The sequence below is a fragment of the Mycobacterium terramassiliense genome (assembly GCF_900157385.1).
Classification (GTDB): Bacteria; Actinomycetota; Actinomycetes; order Mycobacteriales; family Mycobacteriaceae; genus Mycobacterium; species Mycobacterium terramassiliense.
Map to the genome: position 1 here is coordinate 2,371,603 of NZ_LT717701.1, position 16,372 is coordinate 2,387,974.

The 16,372-nt window shown below is 69.4% G+C and carries 15 protein-coding genes and 1 pseudogene; 12 read left to right on the forward strand and 4 right to left on the reverse strand.

Annotated elements, in window-relative coordinates:
- The first annotated feature begins 4 nt into the window (after positions 1 to 4).
- On the forward strand, positions 5 to 598 hold the full coding sequence (gene mobA / locus MTAB308_RS25920; RefSeq protein ID WP_077104805.1) for a molybdenum cofactor guanylyltransferase: 594 nt from the start codon (positions 5 to 7) through the stop codon (positions 596 to 598).
- A 671-nt stretch (positions 599 to 1,269) separates the two neighbouring features.
- Here the strand turns inward: mobA and MTAB308_RS29475 are convergent.
- Positions 1,270 to 1,599: a hypothetical protein gene (locus MTAB308_RS29475; protein WP_216823695.1), complete on the reverse strand. Its 330-nt coding sequence runs from the start codon at positions 1,597 to 1,599 to the stop codon at positions 1,270 to 1,272.
- A 26-nt stretch (positions 1,600 to 1,625) separates the two neighbouring features.
- Here MTAB308_RS29475 and MTAB308_RS25930 point away from each other — a divergent pair.
- From MTAB308_RS25930 to proB, 11 genes and pseudogenes are all read left to right on the forward strand, one after another.
- Positions 1,626 to 1,859, forward strand: a pseudogene (locus tag MTAB308_RS25930) (transglycosylase family protein); the annotation flags it as partial.
- Positions 1,860 to 1,947: 88 nt separating this feature from the next.
- Complete coding sequence (locus tag MTAB308_RS25935) at positions 1,948 to 3,207, forward strand: saccharopine dehydrogenase family protein (protein ID WP_077103420.1); 1,260 nt, start codon at positions 1,948 to 1,950, stop codon at positions 3,205 to 3,207.
- A gap of 26 nt (positions 3,208 to 3,233) precedes the next feature.
- Positions 3,234 to 5,885 (forward strand): valine--tRNA ligase, encoded by a 2,652-nt coding sequence (locus MTAB308_RS25940; RefSeq protein ID WP_077103422.1) that lies wholly within the window; start codon positions 3,234 to 3,236, stop codon positions 5,883 to 5,885.
- The gene (gene folC, locus MTAB308_RS25945) at positions 5,882 to 7,315 is read left to right on the forward strand and encodes a bifunctional tetrahydrofolate synthase/dihydrofolate synthase (RefSeq protein ID WP_077103424.1); all 1,434 of its coding nucleotides are present in this window, start codon (positions 5,882 to 5,884) and stop codon (positions 7,313 to 7,315) included. Before MTAB308_RS25940 ends, folC begins: the two co-directional genes overlap by 4 nt.
- Positions 7,312 to 7,671, forward strand: a complete 360-nt coding sequence (locus MTAB308_RS25950; protein ID WP_077103426.1) for a DUF4233 domain-containing protein — start codon at positions 7,312 to 7,314, stop codon at positions 7,669 to 7,671. The genes folC and MTAB308_RS25950 overlap by 4 nt, the downstream gene beginning before the upstream one ends.
- A 35-nt stretch (positions 7,672 to 7,706) precedes the next feature.
- Positions 7,707 to 8,117 (forward strand): nucleoside-diphosphate kinase, encoded by a 411-nt coding sequence (gene ndk, locus MTAB308_RS25955; protein WP_077103428.1) that lies wholly within the window; start codon positions 7,707 to 7,709, stop codon positions 8,115 to 8,117.
- A 323-nt stretch (positions 8,118 to 8,440) separates the two neighbouring features.
- A complete protein-coding gene (gene rne / locus MTAB308_RS25960) occupies positions 8,441 to 11,155 on the forward strand; it encodes a ribonuclease E (protein WP_077103430.1) in 2,715 nt (904 codons plus the stop codon).
- Positions 11,156 to 11,366: 211 nt separating this feature from the next.
- A complete protein-coding gene (gene rplU / locus MTAB308_RS25965) occupies positions 11,367 to 11,678 on the forward strand; it encodes a 50S ribosomal protein L21 (RefSeq protein WP_067158787.1) in 312 nt (103 codons plus the stop codon).
- A gap of 14 nt (positions 11,679 to 11,692) precedes the next feature.
- A complete protein-coding gene (rpmA, locus tag MTAB308_RS25970) occupies positions 11,693 to 11,959 on the forward strand; it encodes a 50S ribosomal protein L27 (RefSeq protein WP_077103432.1) in 267 nt (88 codons plus the stop codon).
- Between the two features lie 63 nt (positions 11,960 to 12,022).
- A complete protein-coding gene (gene obgE, locus MTAB308_RS25975) occupies positions 12,023 to 13,477 on the forward strand; it encodes a GTPase ObgE (RefSeq protein ID WP_077103434.1) in 1,455 nt (484 codons plus the stop codon).
- Entirely contained in the window at positions 13,474 to 14,577 is a 1,104-nt protein-coding gene (gene proB, locus MTAB308_RS25980; RefSeq protein WP_077103436.1) for a glutamate 5-kinase, read from the forward strand. The genes obgE and proB overlap by 4 nt, the downstream gene beginning before the upstream one ends.
- Before the next feature lie 4 nt (positions 14,578 to 14,581).
- Here the strand turns inward: proB and MTAB308_RS25985 are convergent, their stop codons facing one another.
- From MTAB308_RS25985 to MTAB308_RS25995, 3 genes are all read right to left on the reverse strand, one after another.
- Positions 14,582 to 15,013 carry a DUF5313 domain-containing protein gene (locus MTAB308_RS25985; protein ID WP_077103438.1) on the reverse strand — a complete coding sequence of 144 codons (432 nt, stop codon included), beginning with the start codon at positions 15,011 to 15,013 and terminating at the stop codon, positions 14,582 to 14,584.
- A gap of 16 nt (positions 15,014 to 15,029) precedes the next feature.
- Positions 15,030 to 15,521, reverse strand: a complete 492-nt coding sequence (locus MTAB308_RS25990; protein ID WP_077103440.1) for a MarR family winged helix-turn-helix transcriptional regulator — start codon at positions 15,519 to 15,521, stop codon at positions 15,030 to 15,032.
- A 105-nt stretch (positions 15,522 to 15,626) separates the two neighbouring features.
- A complete protein-coding gene (locus MTAB308_RS25995; protein ID WP_077103442.1) occupies positions 15,627 to 16,277 on the reverse strand; it encodes a TetR/AcrR family transcriptional regulator in 651 nt (216 codons plus the stop codon).
- Positions 16,278 to 16,372 lie beyond the last annotated feature (95 nt).

Here is a 16,372-nt window from a genome sequence, read left to right on the forward strand (position 1 = left end):
GCAGATGCCCGACGCAGTGTCACTGGCCGGGGTGATAGTCGCTGGGGGAGAGTCGCGGCGCATGGGCCGCGACAAGGCCACCCTGCCCGGCCCCGGGGGAGCCGCCACGATGGCCGAGTATGTCGTCGGCGTCGTCGCGCAGCGCTGCGAACCCGTGTTCGTGATGGCCGCGCCGGGACAACCGCTGCCGCCGCTGCAGGCTCGCGTCATCCGCGACGACGTGCGCGGTCTGGGACCGCTGTCGGCAACCGGGCGGGGACTGCGTGCGGCCGCGGAGGCGGGCGCGCGGCTCGCGTTCGTCTGCGCCGTCGACATGCCGCTGCTGAACGCCGACGTGATCGACGATCTGGTCCGCCTCGCCACCGAGACCGACGCCGAGGTGGTACTGCCGTGGGACGGTCACAGCCACTACCTGGCGGCGGTGTACCGCACCGATCTGGCCGAGCGGATCGAGGCGCTGGTCGCCGCCGGCGAGCGCAAGATGAGCGCGCTGATCGACGCCTCCGACGCCCAGCAAATCGTGCTACCGGATTCGCGACCGCTGACGAACGTCAATACGGCCGCCGAACTGCGCGCGGTGGTGCGCCCCGGCGCCTGAGGGCGAACGTCCGCATTTTTGATCGGCCCACAATAAATTGATTTGTGCAAAGCCATTCTTTGGACATTGAATAATTGGCGCCGCGCATTTCCATATTGCCTTTCGCCGGGCCGCTTGAGCCGTGTCTCGTAACGCCTTGGCGCAACGCGACATTCGGCTGTCGCGCAGCGAAGCCCGGCGTTCGCCGGCCCCGGAATGCCGTCCGGCCGCGGCGAAATCGCCCGTCTGATGTGAAAGTCATTGAACTGGTGAGCATCCCAACAGGGCTCAGCAAAAGACCTTGCCGCACAGACATGTTCGTTCCCCGTCGGGCGGAATAGTTCAAGCCGGGCGCGTCGCTCGGCAATCGCGCGTATCTTGTTGTATAGTGCGCCGGTTCGCCGCCGTCGCCGATTGGGCCACCGGCCACAGAGTCGGTGGCCCCGGCCCGCTAACACGTGTGCCAGCTCACAAAATTGGCGTGATTCGGCTCACGATCCGATCGTTGTACCGGCCGCTGGGCACGTTTCGAAAAGGCGCGGCTGACCTGCAGAGATCGTTATGCGACCGCGCCGTGATCGGGTCGTTATCGAACCGAGATACCCGTTTACTGAAGATGACGAACGCGGCCGCGTTTCGTACGGTCCGTGTTAGCCCGAAAACGGGTTAACGAAAAGTAATCGACAATCGAATCACGGACCCGCGTGCGAGCGGGGCTGCGGGCGGCAGAGCCGCCTCGCGGCCCGGGGTTCTACCCCGCCGGGCAGATCGAGCGCCCGCCGCTGCGTGCCTGAACGAGACGGCACGTCCCAGAGCACCTTCGAGCACCAATCAAGCCTTCGACCCACCGCGGTGGGTCTGCTTTGGCGCGCGCGCACCGCGAAAGGAAGAAATTTGAAGAACGTCCGCAAGACGCTCATCCTCGCCGCGATCACAGGCACGCTGGTGACGGTGCCTTCCGCCACCGCCACCAGCGTGCCTGTGATCGCGGCGAGGATGAGCGTCTTGCGGACGTTCTTCAAATTTCTTCCTTTCGCGGGCTCACAAGGCGTACAGCGTGAACTGGGACGCCATCGCGCAGTGCGAGTCGGGTGGCAACTGGGGGATCAGCACCGGTAACGGTTTCTCCGGTGGCCTGCAGTTCACCTCGAGCACCTGGCACGCCAACGGTGGCTCGGGGTCGCCGTCCGGCGCCAGCCGCGAGGAGCAGATCCGCGTGGCCGAGAACGTGCTGCACACGCAGGGCATCGGCGCGTGGCCCGTCTGCGGTCGGCGCGGCTGACCGCAGTAGACGCACCTCCTGAGGGGTAAGTGATGCCGGGCCTCGCGGCCCGGCATCACTTGTCTCGGGCTCGGGTAGCGTCGGGTCGATGACCGCAACGCCTCGCGAGTTCGACATCGTCTTATACGGGGCGACCGGCTTCGTCGGGAAGCTGACCGCCCAATACCTGGCCCGCGCGGGAGCGGGCGCGCGGATCGCGTTGGCCGGCAGGTCGCCGGAGCGGCTGCGCGCCGTTCGCGACACCCTGGGCGACGCCGCGCAGGGCTGGGCGGTGCTGCCGGCCGACGCGGCGCAGCCGTCGACGCTGGATGAGATGGCCGCCCGGACCCGCGTCGTCGTCACGACGGTCGGGCCCTACACCCGATACGGGCTGCCGCTGGTCGCCGCGTGCGCGGCCGCGGGCACCGATTACGCCGACCTGACCGGGGAGGCGACGTTCGTCCGCGAAAGCATCGACCTCCATCACAAGCAGGCCGCCGACACCGGCGCCCGCATCGTGCACTCCTGCGGGTTCGATTCGGTCCCGTCCGATTTGAGCGTGTACGCACTGCACCGGGCCGCGCAGCGGGACGGCGCCGGCGAGCTCGGGGACACGCACATGGTGGTGCGCTCCATGTCCGGCGGGCTGTCCGGCGGCACCATCGCCTCCGGAGTCGAAATCATGGACACCGCGTCGCGCGACCCCGAGGCGCGCCGCCAGCTCCTCGACCCCTACACGTTGAGCACCGACCGGGGCGCGGAACCCGACCTGGGCCGGCAGCCCGACCTGCCCTGGCGGCGTGGTCGCCAGATCGCACCGGAACTGTCCGGCGTGTGGACCGCCGGGTTCTTGATGGCGCCCTACAACACCCGGATCGTGCGGCGCAGCAACGCGCTGCTGGACTGGGCGTACGGCCGGCGGTTCCGCTACGACGAGAACATGAGCCTCGGATCATCGGCCCTCGCGCCGATGGCGTCGGCCGTCGTGAGCGGCGTCGGCAACGCGATGTTCGGGCTGGGAAGCCGCTACTTCCGCTTCCTGCCGCGGCGCCTGGTGGAGCGCGTTGTTCCCAAGCCGGGCACCGGTCCGAGCGAGGCGGCCCGCGAGCGCGGCTACTACCGGATCGAGACCTACACCACAACGACCACCGGCGCCCGCTACGTGGCGCGCATGCAGCAGCGGGGCGACCCCGGTTACAAGGCGACCGCGGTGCTGCTGGGGGAGTGCGGCCTGGCCCTCGCGCTGGACCGGGACAAACTCTCCGACCTGCGCGGCGTGCTGACGCCGGCGGCGGCGATGGGCGACGCGTTGCTGGTGCGATTACCCGCCGCCGGTGTGTCGTTGCACGTTGACCGGCTGGGTGGGTGAGCTCCGCGCATCCCTAGAATTGACCGGTGACCGCCAGCCCCCGCCCCGCCGCCGACCCGCTGCCCAAGTCGTGGGAACCGGCCTCGATGGAGGACGCGATCTACCAGAAGTGGCTGGACGCGGGCTACTTCAAGGCGGACGCGAGCAGCACGAAGCCCGCCTACTCGATCGTGCTGCCGCCGCCGAATGTCACCGGCAGCCTGCACATGGGCCACGCGCTGGAACACACCATGATGGACGCGCTGACCCGCCGCAAGCGCATGCAGGGCTACGAGGTGCTGTGGCAGCCGGGGATGGACCACGCGGGCATCGCGACCCAAAGCGTGGTGGAACGCCAGCTCGCCGTCGACGGCAAGACCAAGGAGGACTTCGGCCGGGAACTCTTCGTCGAGAAGGTGTGGGACTGGAAGCGTGAGTCCGGGGGCGCCATCGGTGGTCAGATGCGCCGCCTCGGCGACGGCGTGGACTGGAGCCGCGACCGGTTCACCATGGACGAGGGGCTATCCCGGGCCGTGCGGACCATCTTCAAGCGGCTCTACGACGCCGGGCTGATCTATCAGGCCGAACGCCTGGTCAACTGGTCCCCGGTGCTGCAGACCGCGATCTCGGACCTGGAGGTGAACTACCTCGACGTCGAGGGCGAGCTGGTCTCGTTCCGCTACGGATCACTCAACGACGACGAGCCCCACATCGTGGTCGCCACCACCCGGGTGGAGACCATGCTGGGCGACACCGCGATCGCCGTGCATCCCGACGACGACCGTTACCGGCACCTGGTCGGCACCAGCCTGCCGCACCCGTTCGTGGACCGCGCGCTCGTCGTCGTCGCCGACGAGCACGTCGATCCCGAATTCGGCACGGGCGCAGTCAAAGTCACGCCCGCCCACGACCCGAACGACTTCGAAATCGGGCTGCGGCACGAGCTGCCGATGATCTCGATCATGGACGCCAAGGGCCGAATCGCTGACACCGGAACGCAATTCGACGGGATGGATCGTTTCGAAGCCCGGGTCGCCGTACGCGAAGCCCTTTCCGCGCAGGGCCGGGTCGTCGAGGAGAAGCGGCCCTATCTGCACAGCGTCGGGCATTCCGAGCGTAGCGGCGAGCCGATCGAGCCGCGGCTGTCGCTGCAGTGGTGGGTCCGGGTGGAATCGCTGGCCAAGGCCGCCGGCGATGCGGTTCGCAACGGGGACACCGTGATTCATCCCGCCAGCCTGGAGCCGCGCTGGTTCGCCTGGGTCGACGACATGCACGACTGGTGCATCTCGCGCCAGCTCTGGTGGGGCCACCGCATCCCGATCTGGTATGGGCCGGGCGGCGAACAGGTGTGTGTCGGTCCCGACGAGACGCCGCCGGAAGGCTGGGAGCAGGACCCCGACGTGCTGGACACCTGGTTCTCGTCCGCGCTGTGGCCGTTCTCCACGCTGGGCTGGCCGGAGCGGACGCCGGAACTGGAAAAGTTCTACCCGACAAGCGTTCTCGTGACCGGCTACGACATCCTGTTCTTCTGGGTCGCCCGGATGATGATGTTCGGCACCTTCGTCGGCGGCGACGAAGCGATCACCCTCGGCGGCCGTCGTGGGCCACAGGTTCCGTTCACCGACGTCTTTCTGCACGGGCTGATCCGGGACGAATTCGGCCGCAAGATGAGCAAGTCCAAGGGCAACGTCATCGACCCGCTGGACTGGGTCGAGGCTTTCGGGGCCGACGCGCTGCGGTTCACGCTGGCCCGCGGCGCCAGCCCGGGCGGCGACCTGTCCGTCGGGGAGGATGCCGTCCGGGCGTCGCGCAACTTCGGCACCAAGCTGTTCAACGCCACCCGGTACGCGCTGCTGAACGGCGCAGCCCTGGCGCCCCTGCCCGCCCAGACCGAGCTCACCGACGCCGATCGCTGGATCCTCGGACGGTTGGAAGAGGTTCGCGCCGAGGTTGATTCGGCCTTCGATGGCTACGAGTTCAGCCGGGCCTGCGAATCGCTCTACCACTTCGCGTGGGACGAGTTCTGCGACTGGTACGTCGAACTGGCCAAGACGCAGCTGGCCGACGGGCTCGCGCACACCACCGCCGTGCTGGCCGCGGTGCTCGACACGCTGTTGCGCCTGCTGCATCCGGTCATCCCGTTCCTTACCGAGGCGCTGTGGCAGGCGTTGACCAACCAGGAGTCGTTGGTGATCGCCGAGTGGCCGAAATCGTCGGGCATCTCGCTGGATCAGGTTGCCGCGCAGCGAATCAGCGACATGCAGCGGCTCGTCACCGAGGTCCGGCGGTTCCGCAGCGAACAGGGCCTGGCGGACCGGCAGAAGGTGCCGGCCCGCCTGGGCGACGTCGAGGGCGCGGGCCTCGGCGGCCAGGTGAGCGCGGTGACGTCGCTGGCGTGGCTCACCGAGCCGGGTCCGGGTTTTCACCCGTCGGCGTCTGTGGAGGTGCGCCTCAGCGGTGGCACCGTCGTCGTCGAGCTCGACACGTCGGGCACCATCGACGTCGCCGCCGAGCGCCGCCGCCTGGAAAAGGATCTGGCCGCCGCGCAAAAGGAGCTGGCGTCGACGGCGGCCAAGCTGGGCAACGCCGACTTCCTCGCCAAGGCGCCCGAGCAGGTGGTCGCCAAGATCCGTGACCGTGCGCGCGTGGCCCAGGAGGAAACCGAGCGGATCACCGGCAGGCTGGCCGCGCTGCAATGACCGAGCCGCCCGAGCGGGCCATCGAAGCGGCTCCCACACCGGATGAGATCGCGTCCCTGCTGCAGGTCGAGCACCTCCTCGACCAACGCTGGCCGGAAACCAAGATCGAGCCGAGCCTGACTCGGATCAGCGCCCTGATGGACCTGCTGGGGTCGCCGCAGCTGGGCTATCCGTCGATCCACATCGCGGGCACCAACGGCAAGACGTCGGTGGCGCGCATGGTCGACGCGCTGGTGACCGCGCTGGGCCGGCGCACCGGCCGCACCACCAGCCCGCACCTGCAGTCGGCGGTCGAACGCATCGCGATCGACGGCCTGCCGATCAGCCCGGCCCAGTACGTGGCGACCTACCGGGAGGTCGAGCCGTTCGTCCAGATGGTCGATGCGCAGTCGCAGGCCGACAAGGGCCCCCGGATGAGCAAGTTCGAGGTGCTCACGGCGATGGCGTTCGCCGCGTTCGCCGACGCGCCCGTCGACGTCGCCGTCGTAGAGGTCGGCATGGGCGGGCGCTGGGACGCCACCAACGTGGTCAACGCGCCGGTGGCGGTGATCACCCCGATCGGCATCGACCACGTCGACTACCTCGGCCACGACATCGCCGGGATCGCCGGCGAGAAGGCCGGGATCATCACCGGGGCGCCGGACGGCGCGCCGGACACCGTCGCCGTCATCGCGCGCCAGGTGCCCGAGGCGATGGAAGCGCTGCTGGCCCAGGCCGTGCGCGCCGACGCCGCGGTGGCCCGCGAGGATTCGGAGTTCGCGGTCCTGGGCCGTCAGATCGCCATCGGCGGCCAGGTGCTGCAGCTGCAGGGCCTCGGCGGGGTGTACTCCGACGTCTACCTGCCGCTGCACGGCGAACACCAGGCGCACAACGCGGCGGTGGCGCTGGCGGCGGTCGAGGCCTTTTTCGGCGCCGGCGCGCAGCGCCAGCTCGACGTCGACGCCGTCCGGGCCGGCTTCGCGGCCGTCACCAGCCCGGGGCGGCTGGAGCGCCTGCGCAGCGCCCCCACGGTGTTCATCGACGCCGCGCACAATCCCGCCGGTGCGGCCGCGCTGGCACAGACGCTGGCCGGCGAGTTCGACTTTCGGTTTCTGGTCGGGGTGATCAGCGTGATGGCCGACAAGGACGTGGACGGCATCCTCGCGGCGCTGGAGCCGGCGTTCGACTCCGTCGTCGTGACCCACAACGGTTCGCCACGGGCGCTGGATGTCGAGGCGCTGGCGCTGGCCGCCGGCGAGCGGTTCGGGCCCGACCGCGTCACCACCGCGGAGAACCTGCGCGACGCCATCGACGTCGCGACCGCCCTGGTCGACGACGCCGCGACGGAAAGCGATGCGGGAGAATCGTTTTCGGGCACAGGGATCGTCGTCACCGGCTCGGTGGTCACCGCCGGGGCCGCCCGCAGCCTGTTCGGTCGTGATCCGCAATGACCGACAACAATGCGGCGCCGCCCGCCGATCCGTGGAAGAGCTTCGGTGCGGTGATGGCCGCGACGCTGATCCTCGAGGCGATCGTGGTGCTGCTGGCGATACCGGTGGTGGGCGCCGTCGGCGGCGGGCTGACCGGCGCGTCGCTGGGCTACCTGATCGGCCTGGCGGTGGCGCTGGTCGTGCTGGCCGGGCTGCAGCGCAGGCCCTGGGCGATCTGGGCGAACCTGGGCATCCAGGTGGTGCTGTTGGCCGGCTTCGCCGTCTACCCCGGGGTGGGATTCATCGGGGTGCTGTTCACCGGGTTGTGGGCGCTCATCGCCTACTTCCGCGCCGAGGTCCGCCGCAGGCAGGAGTAGGGCCAAGCGGCAAAGGGTTCTGTACGCTGTCCGCCGTGACCGAACGGACCCTCGTACTGATCAAACCTGATGCCGTGGAGCGGCACCTGATAGGCGAGATCATCAGCCGCATCGAGCGAAAAGGCCTCATCATCGCGGCGCTGGAGCTCCGGCACGTCAGCGAGGAGCTGGCCGGCCAGCACTACGCCGAACACGAGGGCAAGCCGTTCTTCGGGTCGTTGCTGGAATTCATCACCTCGGGGCCGGTGGTGGCCGCGGTCGTCGAGGGACCCCGCGCGATCGCGGCGTTTCGGCAGGTCGCCGGGGGTACCGACCCGGTCGACAAGGCCACGCCGGGCACCATCCGCGGCGACTTCGGCCTGGAAACGCAGTTCAACCTGGTGCACGGCTCCGACTCGGAGGATTCGGCGAAGCGCGAGATCGCGCTCTGGTTTCCCGGAATTTAGCCCCGGCCGGGCCCCACGGCGTTTGCTGAAGCGCGTATCTCGGGTGCGGGTGGGCACGCCGAGTGATGTGGGATACTGACAGCGGGTGAACGTCGCCGGACCGGTTTCGGACACCCGAATGAAGACTTAGACAAGCGCGACCATCGCCACTGCCGTGATGTTGCGCCGCATGTCAGGCCGACATTCAGCACGGCGCCGAGCGAGTTCCACCCGAGCCGCTCGGGGCAAGACCATCACAAGCCTGGGAGAAGCGACCCGGGCCCATAGTGAAGCCCTCGCGTGGCCGCGTCGAAGCGACGCGCCCGGGGGCTTAAGGAGAATACGTGGTAGACAGTGCGCCACCTTCGAACCCACCGCGGGACCCGGTTCAGCACGAGGACCTGCCCGATCGCCTGAGGGTGCATCAGCTGGCCCGGGCGCTGGGCAGCACCAACAGAGAGGTGCTCGAGGCGCTCACCGCGCTCGACGGGCGGGCATGCAACGTACATTCGGGCGTCGACCGCGAGGACGCCCTCCGGGTCCGTGACCTGATTTTCGCCAAGCCGCTGCCCAACATCCCGGGCTTCAGCCACGCGGCGGCCAAACAGCAACCACTGCTGCTGCGGACCTCGACCGAGCCGGCCGAATACCTGCCGCTCTTCCAGGCCCCGCAGCCGGTGGAGCTCGGCGGCGGCGGTGACGCCGACGACGCCGGTGATTCCGACGAAACCGACGACGACGACGAGGATCAACCCGATCGAACGGCCAACAGGCGGCGGCGCCGCGGCAGGCGGGGGCGCGGCCGCGGGCGCGGCGAACAGGGCGGATCCGACGGTGACGACGACACCGACGACGACGCCGACTCCGACGACTCTGACGACTCCGACAGCGACGACGACGATGGTTCCGCGGACGCGGCCACCCGGCGCCGCCGCCGGCGCCGGCGGCGCAAGTCCGAAGCCGGCGACGACAACGACGAGGGCCTGTCGCCCGACGACCCGCCCAACACCGTGGTGCACGAGCGGCCGCCACGCGCCGGCAAGAACGGCGAGAACGGCGGCAGCTCCAACGCCGAGATCAAGGGCATCGACGGCTCCACCCGGCTGGAAGCCAAGCGGCAACGCCGGCGCGACGGGCGCGACGCCGGCCGGCGCCGCCCACCCGTGCTGACCGAGGCCGAGTTCCTGGCGCGCCGGGAGGCCGTCGAACGGATGATGGTCGTGCGCGACCGGGTCCGCACCGAGCCGCCGCACCCGGGGGCGCGCTACACCCAGATCGCGGTGCTCGAGGACGGCATCCTCGTCGAGCATTTCGTGACCTCCGCGGCTTCCGCCTCCCTGGTGGGCAACATCTACCTGGGCATCGTGCAGAACGTGCTGCCCTCGATGGAGGCGGCGTTCGTCGACATCGGTCGCGGCCGTAACGGCGTGCTGTACGCCGGCGAAGTGAACTGGGAAGCCGCCGGATTGGGCGGGTCCGACCGCAAGATCGAACAGGCCCTCAAGCCCGGCGACTATGTCGTCGTCCAGGTCAGCAAGGACCCGGTGGGGCATAAGGGCGCCAGGCTCACCACGCAGGTGTCGCTGGCCGGTCGCTACCTGGTGTATGTGCCCGGCGCGTCGTCGACCGGGATCAGCCGCAAGCTGCCCGACACCGAACGCCAGCGGCTCAAGGAGATCCTGCGCGAGGTGGTGCCGTCCGACGCCGGGGTGATCATCCGCACCGCGTCCGAGGGGGTCAAAGAGGACGACATCCGCAAGGACGTCACCCGCCTGCAGGAGCGCTGGCAGCAGATCGAGGCCAAGGCGACCGAGACCAAGGCGAAGGCCGCGGGCGCCGCGGTCTCGCTCTACGAAGAGCCGGACGTGTTGGTCAAGGTCATCCGCGACCTGTTCAACGAGGACTTTGCCGGCCTCATCGTCTCCGGTGACGAGGCCTGGAACACGATCAACGAGTACGTGAATTCGGTTGCGCCAGAGCTGGTTTCGAAGCTGACCAAATACGAGCCCGCCTCCGGGCCGGACGAGGCGAGCGGCCCGGACGTGTTCGCGGTGCACCGCATCGACGAGCAGCTCGCCAAGGCGATGGAGCGCAAGGTGTGGCTGCCGTCGGGCGGCACGCTGGTGATCGACCGCACCGAGGCCATGACGGTGGTCGACGTCAACACCGGAAAGTTCACCGGATCCGGCGGGAACCTCGAACAGACCGTCACCAAGAACAACCTCGAGGCGGCCGAGGAGATCGTGCGCCAGCTGCGGCTGCGCGACATCGGCGGCATCGTGGTCATCGACTTCATCGACATGGTGCTGGAGTCCAACCGCGACCTGGTGCTGCGGCGGCTGACCGAGGCGCTGTCCCGTGACCGCACCCGCCATCAGGTGTCCGAGGTGACGTCCCTGGGCCTGGTCCAGCTGACCCGCAAGCGGTTGGGCACCGGGCTGATCGAGGCGTTCTCGTCGTCGTGCCCGAACTGCGGCGGCCGCGGCATCCTGCTGCACGGCGACCCGGTCGATTCCGCCCCGTCGAACGGCCGCAAATCCGAGTCCGGCGGTCGCCGCGGCAGGCGCTCGAAGAAGAAGGGGGCCGAAGAGGCCTCCGACCAGCCCACCGTGGCCAAGGTGCCCGCACACGCTCCCGGCGAACACCCGATGTTCAAGGCGATGGCCGCCGGCGCGTCCGGGGCGGGCGGCCAGGATGAGCAGGGCGAGGAGGAGTCCGACGGGTCCGGTGAGTTGCTCACCGCCACGGTCGACGAGGAGCCCGAAGAGCGGGGCGGCGCCGACCTGGACGACGCCGACACCGATGACTTCGAGGACAACGACAACGACAACGACGACGACAGCGATGACGAGGACGAGTTCGACTCCGACGACGACCTCGACGACGAGGACCTCGGCGACGACGAGGACCTTGACCTGGACGACGACGAAGACGACCTGGACGACGAGGATTCCGACGACGACACCGCACCCGGCGGCAACGGCGCGTTCACGGCCGGACGTCCGCGCCGCCGCCGTGCCGCGGGCCGGCCGGCCGGCCCACCGATCCACGTGGACTGACCTGCGCCAACCCGGGGGGCCTTTGAGGCCGGTTTGACCCTGTAGCCGCTGGTCAAGTACCCTTGGACAGTTGTCGTCAGGCCAGACTGTGGCCGGCGGCGGGCGGGACCGCCGGGCTCCGGTTTCCACCGGGGGGCGACCCCGCACCCCAGACCCACCACGCACAGGCCGGTGGCACGCGCGCGGCTAGCAGAAAGAGGCAGGAGCAACGATGGCGACCTACGCAATCGTCAAGACCGGCGGCAAGCAGTACAAAGTCGCCGTCGGAGACGTGGTCAAGGTCGAGAAGCTGGACTCCGAGCCGGGCGCGAACGTGACGCTGCCGGTGGCCCTCGTCGTCGACGGCGCCAAGGTCACCAGCGACGCGGCCGCGCTGGCCAAGGTTGCGGTGACCGGTGAGGTGCTCGAGCACACCAAGGGCCCCAAGATCCGCATCCACAAGTTCAAGAACAAGACCGGCTACCACAAGCGTCAGGGCCACCGTCAGCAGCTGACGGTCCTGAAGGTCACGGGCATCAAGTAGCGAAGGCGATAGACATGGCACACAAGAAGGGCGCTTCCAGCTCGCGCAACGGCCGCGACTCCGCCGCGCAGCGGCTGGGCGTGAAGCGGTTCGGCGGCCAGGTCGTCAAGGCCGGCGAAATCCTGATCCGCCAGCGCGGCACCAAATTCCACCCGGGCACCGGCGTCGGCCGCGGCGGCGACGACACCCTGTTCGCCAAGGAATCCGGGGCCGTCGAGTTCGGGGTCAAGCGCGGACGCAAGACCGTCAGCATCGTCGCGGCCGGGCAGACCGCCGAGTAGGCGTCTTTGCCGGGGCCCGATGCGCGGCCCGCATCTCGCCCGCGGTAGTTGAGAGGACCCTCGATGCCTCGGTTTGTCGATCGCGTCGTCATCCACGCTCGGGCGGGTTCCGGCGGTAACGGCTGCGCGTCGGTTCACCGCGAGAAATTCAAGCCGCTCGGCGGCCCCGACGGGGGCAACGGCGGCCGCGGCGGCAGCGTTGTCCTGGTTGTCGATCCGCAGGTGCACACCCTGCTGGACTTCCATTTCCATCCGCACATCACCGCGCCCTCGGGCAAGCAGGGGATGGGCAACAACCGCGACGGCGCCGCCGGCTCGGACCTGGAAGTCAAGGTCCCCGACGGCACCGTGGTGCTGGACGTAAACGGCCGGCTGCTCGCCGATTTGGTGGGCGCGGGGACGCGGTTCGAGGCGGCCGCCGGCGGCCGCGGCGGCCTGGGCAACGCCGCGCTGGCATCGCGCGCCCGCAAGGCCCCGGGCTTCGCGCTGCTCGGCGAGCCGGGCCAGTCCCGTGACCTGACGCTGGAGCTCAAGACCGTAGCCGACGTGGGGCTGATCGGGTTCCCCTCGGCCGGCAAATCCTCGCTGGTGTCGGCGATCTCGGCGGCCAAACCGAAGGTCGCCGACTACCCGTTCACGACGCTGGTGCCCAATTTGGGCGTGGTATCGGCGGGGGAGCACACCTTCACGATCGCCGATGTGCCGGGTCTGATCCCGGGCGCATCGCAGGGCCGCGGCTTGGGCCTGGAGTTCCTGCGGCACATCGAGCGGTGCGCCGTGCTGGTGCACGTCGTCGACTGCGCCACGGCCGAACCCGGTCGCGACCCCATCTCCGACATCGACGCGCTGGAAGCCGAGCTCGCCGCGTACACGCCGACGCTGCAAGGGGACGTGGCGCTGGGCGACCTCGCCGAGCGGCCCCGGGCGGTGGTGCTCAACAAGATCGACGTGCCCGAGGCCCGCGAGCTCGCCGAATTCGTCCGCGACGAGATCGCCGAACGCGGCTGGCCCGTGTTTCTGGTGTCGACCGTCGCGCGGGAGGGCTTGCAGCCCTTGATCTTTGGGCTGTGGAAAATGATTTCGGAGTACAACGCCGCGCGGCCGCAGGTCGTACCGCGGCGCCCGGTCATTCGCCCGGTGCCGGTCGACGACAGCGGCTTCACCGTCGAGCCGGACGCCGACGGCGGCTTCGTGGTCACCGGCGCGCGGCCCGAGCGCTGGGTGGGCCAGACCAACTTCGACAACGACGAAGCGGTGGGCTATCTGGCCGATCGCCTGGCGCGCCTCGGTGTCGAGGAGGAACTGCTGCGGCTGGGGGCGCGGCCGGGTTGCGCCGTGACCATCGGGGAGATGACGTTCGACTGGGAGCCACAAACCCCAGCGGGGCAGCACGTCGCGTTGTCGGGCCGGGGCACCGATGAGCGGCTGGAACGCACCGAACGCGCCGGCGCCGCCGAGCGCAAGGCCGCACGCCGCCAGCGCCGCCAACGCGATGCCGAGGACGGTAAAACCTCGTGAGCGCCCATCGCGACGCCATCCGCACCGCGCGCAGCCTCGTGGTCAAGGTGGGGACGAACGCGCTGACCACCCCGTCCGGGGTGTTCGACGCCGGGCGGCTGGCCGGGCTGGCCGACGCGATCGAGGCCCGGATGAAGGCGGGCACCGACGTTGTCATCGTGTCGTCGGGCGCCATCGCCGCCGGGATCGAGCCGCTCGGATTATCCCGCCGCCCAAAGGATCTGGCGACCAAGCAGGCCGCGGCCAGCGTCGGACAGGTCGCGCTGGTGAACGCGTGGAGCGCGGCGTTCGCCCGCTACGGACGCACCGTCGGGCAGGTGCTGCTCACCGCGCACGACATCTCGGTGCGGGCCTCGCACACCAACGCCCAGCGCACCCTGGACCGGCTGCGCGCGCTGCACGCGGTGGCGATCGTCAACGAAAACGACACGGTCGCTACCAACGAGATCCGGTTCGGCGACAACGACCGGCTCTCGGCGCTGGTGGCCCACCTGGTCGGGGCCGAGGCGTTGGTGCTGCTGTCCGACATCGACGGGCTCTACGACGCGGATCCGCGAAAGGCGCGGGGCGCTAAGTTCATTCCCGAGGTGTCCGGCTCGGCGGATCTGGACGGGGTGGTCGCCGGCCCGGGCAGCGACCTGGGCACCGGCGGCATGGCGTCGAAGATGTCCTCGGCGCTGCTGGCCGCCGACGCCGGCGTCCCGGTGTTGCTGGCCGCCGCGGTCGACGCGGCGGCCGCGCTCACCGACGCCTCAACCGGGACGGTGTTCGCCCCGCGGCCGGATCGGATGTCGGCCCGCCGATTCTGGGTGCGTTACGCCGCCGAGGCGGCCGGTTCGCTGACCCTGGACGAGGGGGCGGTGCGCGCCGTGCTGCGGCAACGCCGCTCGCTGCTGGCCGCGGGCATCACCACGGTCTCGGGGCGGTTCTACGCCGGCGACGTGGTCGAACTGCGCGCACCCGACGCGACCCTCGTGGCGCGCGGGGTGGTTGCCTACGACGCCGCCGAGCTGGCCACCATGATGGGCCGGTCGACGTCCGACCTGCCCGGCGAGCTGCGCCGCCCCGCGGTGCACGCCGACGACCTGGTCGCGGTGTAGCCGACTAAGTGAACGGGTTGCTGTTGTCCTGCCACGCGGCCGATTCGGGACGCGGTCCGTAACGGCGGGCGTAGTCCTCGTGCATCTTGGCCTGCTTCTTGTTTTTGAGGACGTCGACCAGGTTCGGGTTGAGGCCATGCTGCGCCAGCCGGTGGCGGCGCCAGACCTTGTTCAGCGCAAGCGAAATCAGCAGGGCCCAGATGTAGAGCGGCACCGTCATTTCGGTATGCACGTACAGCGACGCGGGCAGCAGCCAGAAGGGTGCGAGAACGAACAGCGGTGGGATGGCCCACCGGATCATGTGCCGGCGCACGGCGCCTTTGCCCGCCAGATCGTTGGCGACCCAGTCGCGCATCGAGTCGGGTAGCTGCCGCCCGTACGAGTAGGCGACGTACTGCCAGGGGTTGGGTTTGGCGCTGGTCTTGGCTTTGTTCACAGTGACTCCTAGGGGTTCAGGTCTGCAAGGCGCCGGCCGCCAGGGCGGCCCCGTTGATCCGGGTGAGCACCTGGTGCAGGTGCCGCAGTTCGTCCATGTCGACGCCCAGTCGTGCGACCACGGCCGGCGGGATCTGCAGCGCACGCCGGCGCAGGGCGGTGCCGCCGGCGGTGAGCTTGACGTCGGTCGAGCGCTCGTCGACGGCGTTGCGGGTACGGGTGACGAGCCCGAGCGCCTCCAGGCGCTTGAGCATGGGTGACAGCGTGGCCGAATCCATCTGCAACGTGGCGGCGATCTCCTTGACCGACAGCGGTTTCTGCCTGCCCCCTGGTGTCTTGTGATGATCCCAGAGCGTCAGCATCACCAAGTACTGGGGATGAGTCAGCCCCAGCGGCTCCAACAGCGGCCGGTAGACCGCCAAAACGGCGCGGTTGGTGATGCTCAGCGCGAAACAGACCTGTTGTTCGAGGGCGAGCGGGTCGACGGCGGGTGCGGTCGGTGCGGTCACATTTATACCGTACGCTAATAATTAGCGCCCTAACTATTGGATTGGTCACAGGGCACTCGGCACGGCGGTCACGCCGTCGCGGACAAACGGCCGGTCCCGGGAAACTCAGGCCGGCGGCATCGCCTCGAGATACAGCGAGCCCCAGATGATTTGGGCCAACGCCTCGGCCAGCTCCGCATCGTAGGAGTCCGGAGCGGTCGGAAGATTCTGGTGGCAAGCCCGCTCGACCATCCAGGTCAGTGCGCTGGCGGTAGCGGTCGCGGGCAGTTCCGGGCGGATGGAGCCGTCGGCCTGGCCGTCCTCGATGACGCGGGCCACCCGCCCGGTGATGGCGGTCAGCAGGTTCTGATAGGTCGCTCCGACCACCGGGTCGTAGCCGGCCATCTCGTTGAGCGCGACGAGCACCGGTTGATGACGCCGGTAGCCGGCGACGAGGCCCGCCGTCGCGGCGCGGACGTCCGCGGGGTCGTGCCGCCACGCCACGCTCCACCAGCGGTTCGCCCTATCGGCGAGGTCGGCGAACACCTGGCCCGCGAGGCGGCGCAGCAGGTGGCCCTTGTCCTCGAAGTAGATGTAAAAGCTGGCCCGCGAGATGCCCGCCTCACCCGAGAGCCGGTCGACGCTGAGCTCGGTGAAGCTGGCGCCGTCGCGCATCAGCCGCTCGGTGGCCTCCAGCAAGCGGCGCTCGAGTTGCTCCCGCCGCTGCTGGCGCCCCTGTTCGCGACTGACCTGCGCTTTTCGGGTGACCGACGGCATTTGCCCAGTATAACCGAGTGCCTGACACATTGACTAGACACTATGTCTAGGCATATTGTCGGTTGCGACGTGTGATCGGGGTCATAACCGAGGAG

Excerpts from the sequence above, each read along its gene's own strand:
- mobA (WP_077104805.1), top strand. The coding sequence starts at position 5 with ATGCCCGACGCAGTGTCACTGGCCGGGGTGATAGTCGCTGGGGGAGAG.
- MTAB308_RS25935 (WP_077103420.1), top strand. The coding sequence starts at position 1,948 with ATGACCGCAACGCCTCGCGAGTTCGACATCGTCTTATACGGGGCGACC.
- folC (WP_077103424.1), top strand. The coding sequence starts at position 5,882 with ATGACCGAGCCGCCCGAGCGGGCCATCGAAGCGGCTCCCACACCGGAT.
- MTAB308_RS25950 (WP_077103426.1), top strand. The coding sequence starts at position 7,312 with ATGACCGACAACAATGCGGCGCCGCCCGCCGATCCGTGGAAGAGCTTC.
- rplU (WP_067158787.1), top strand. The coding sequence starts at position 11,367 with ATGGCGACCTACGCAATCGTCAAGACCGGCGGCAAGCAGTACAAAGTC.
- rpmA (WP_077103432.1), top strand. The coding sequence starts at position 11,693 with ATGGCACACAAGAAGGGCGCTTCCAGCTCGCGCAACGGCCGCGACTCC.
- obgE (WP_077103434.1), top strand. The coding sequence starts at position 12,023 with ATGCCTCGGTTTGTCGATCGCGTCGTCATCCACGCTCGGGCGGGTTCC.
- MTAB308_RS25995 (WP_077103442.1), bottom strand. The coding sequence starts at position 16,277 with ATGCCGTCGGTCACCCGAAAAGCGCAGGTCAGTCGCGAACAGGGGCGC.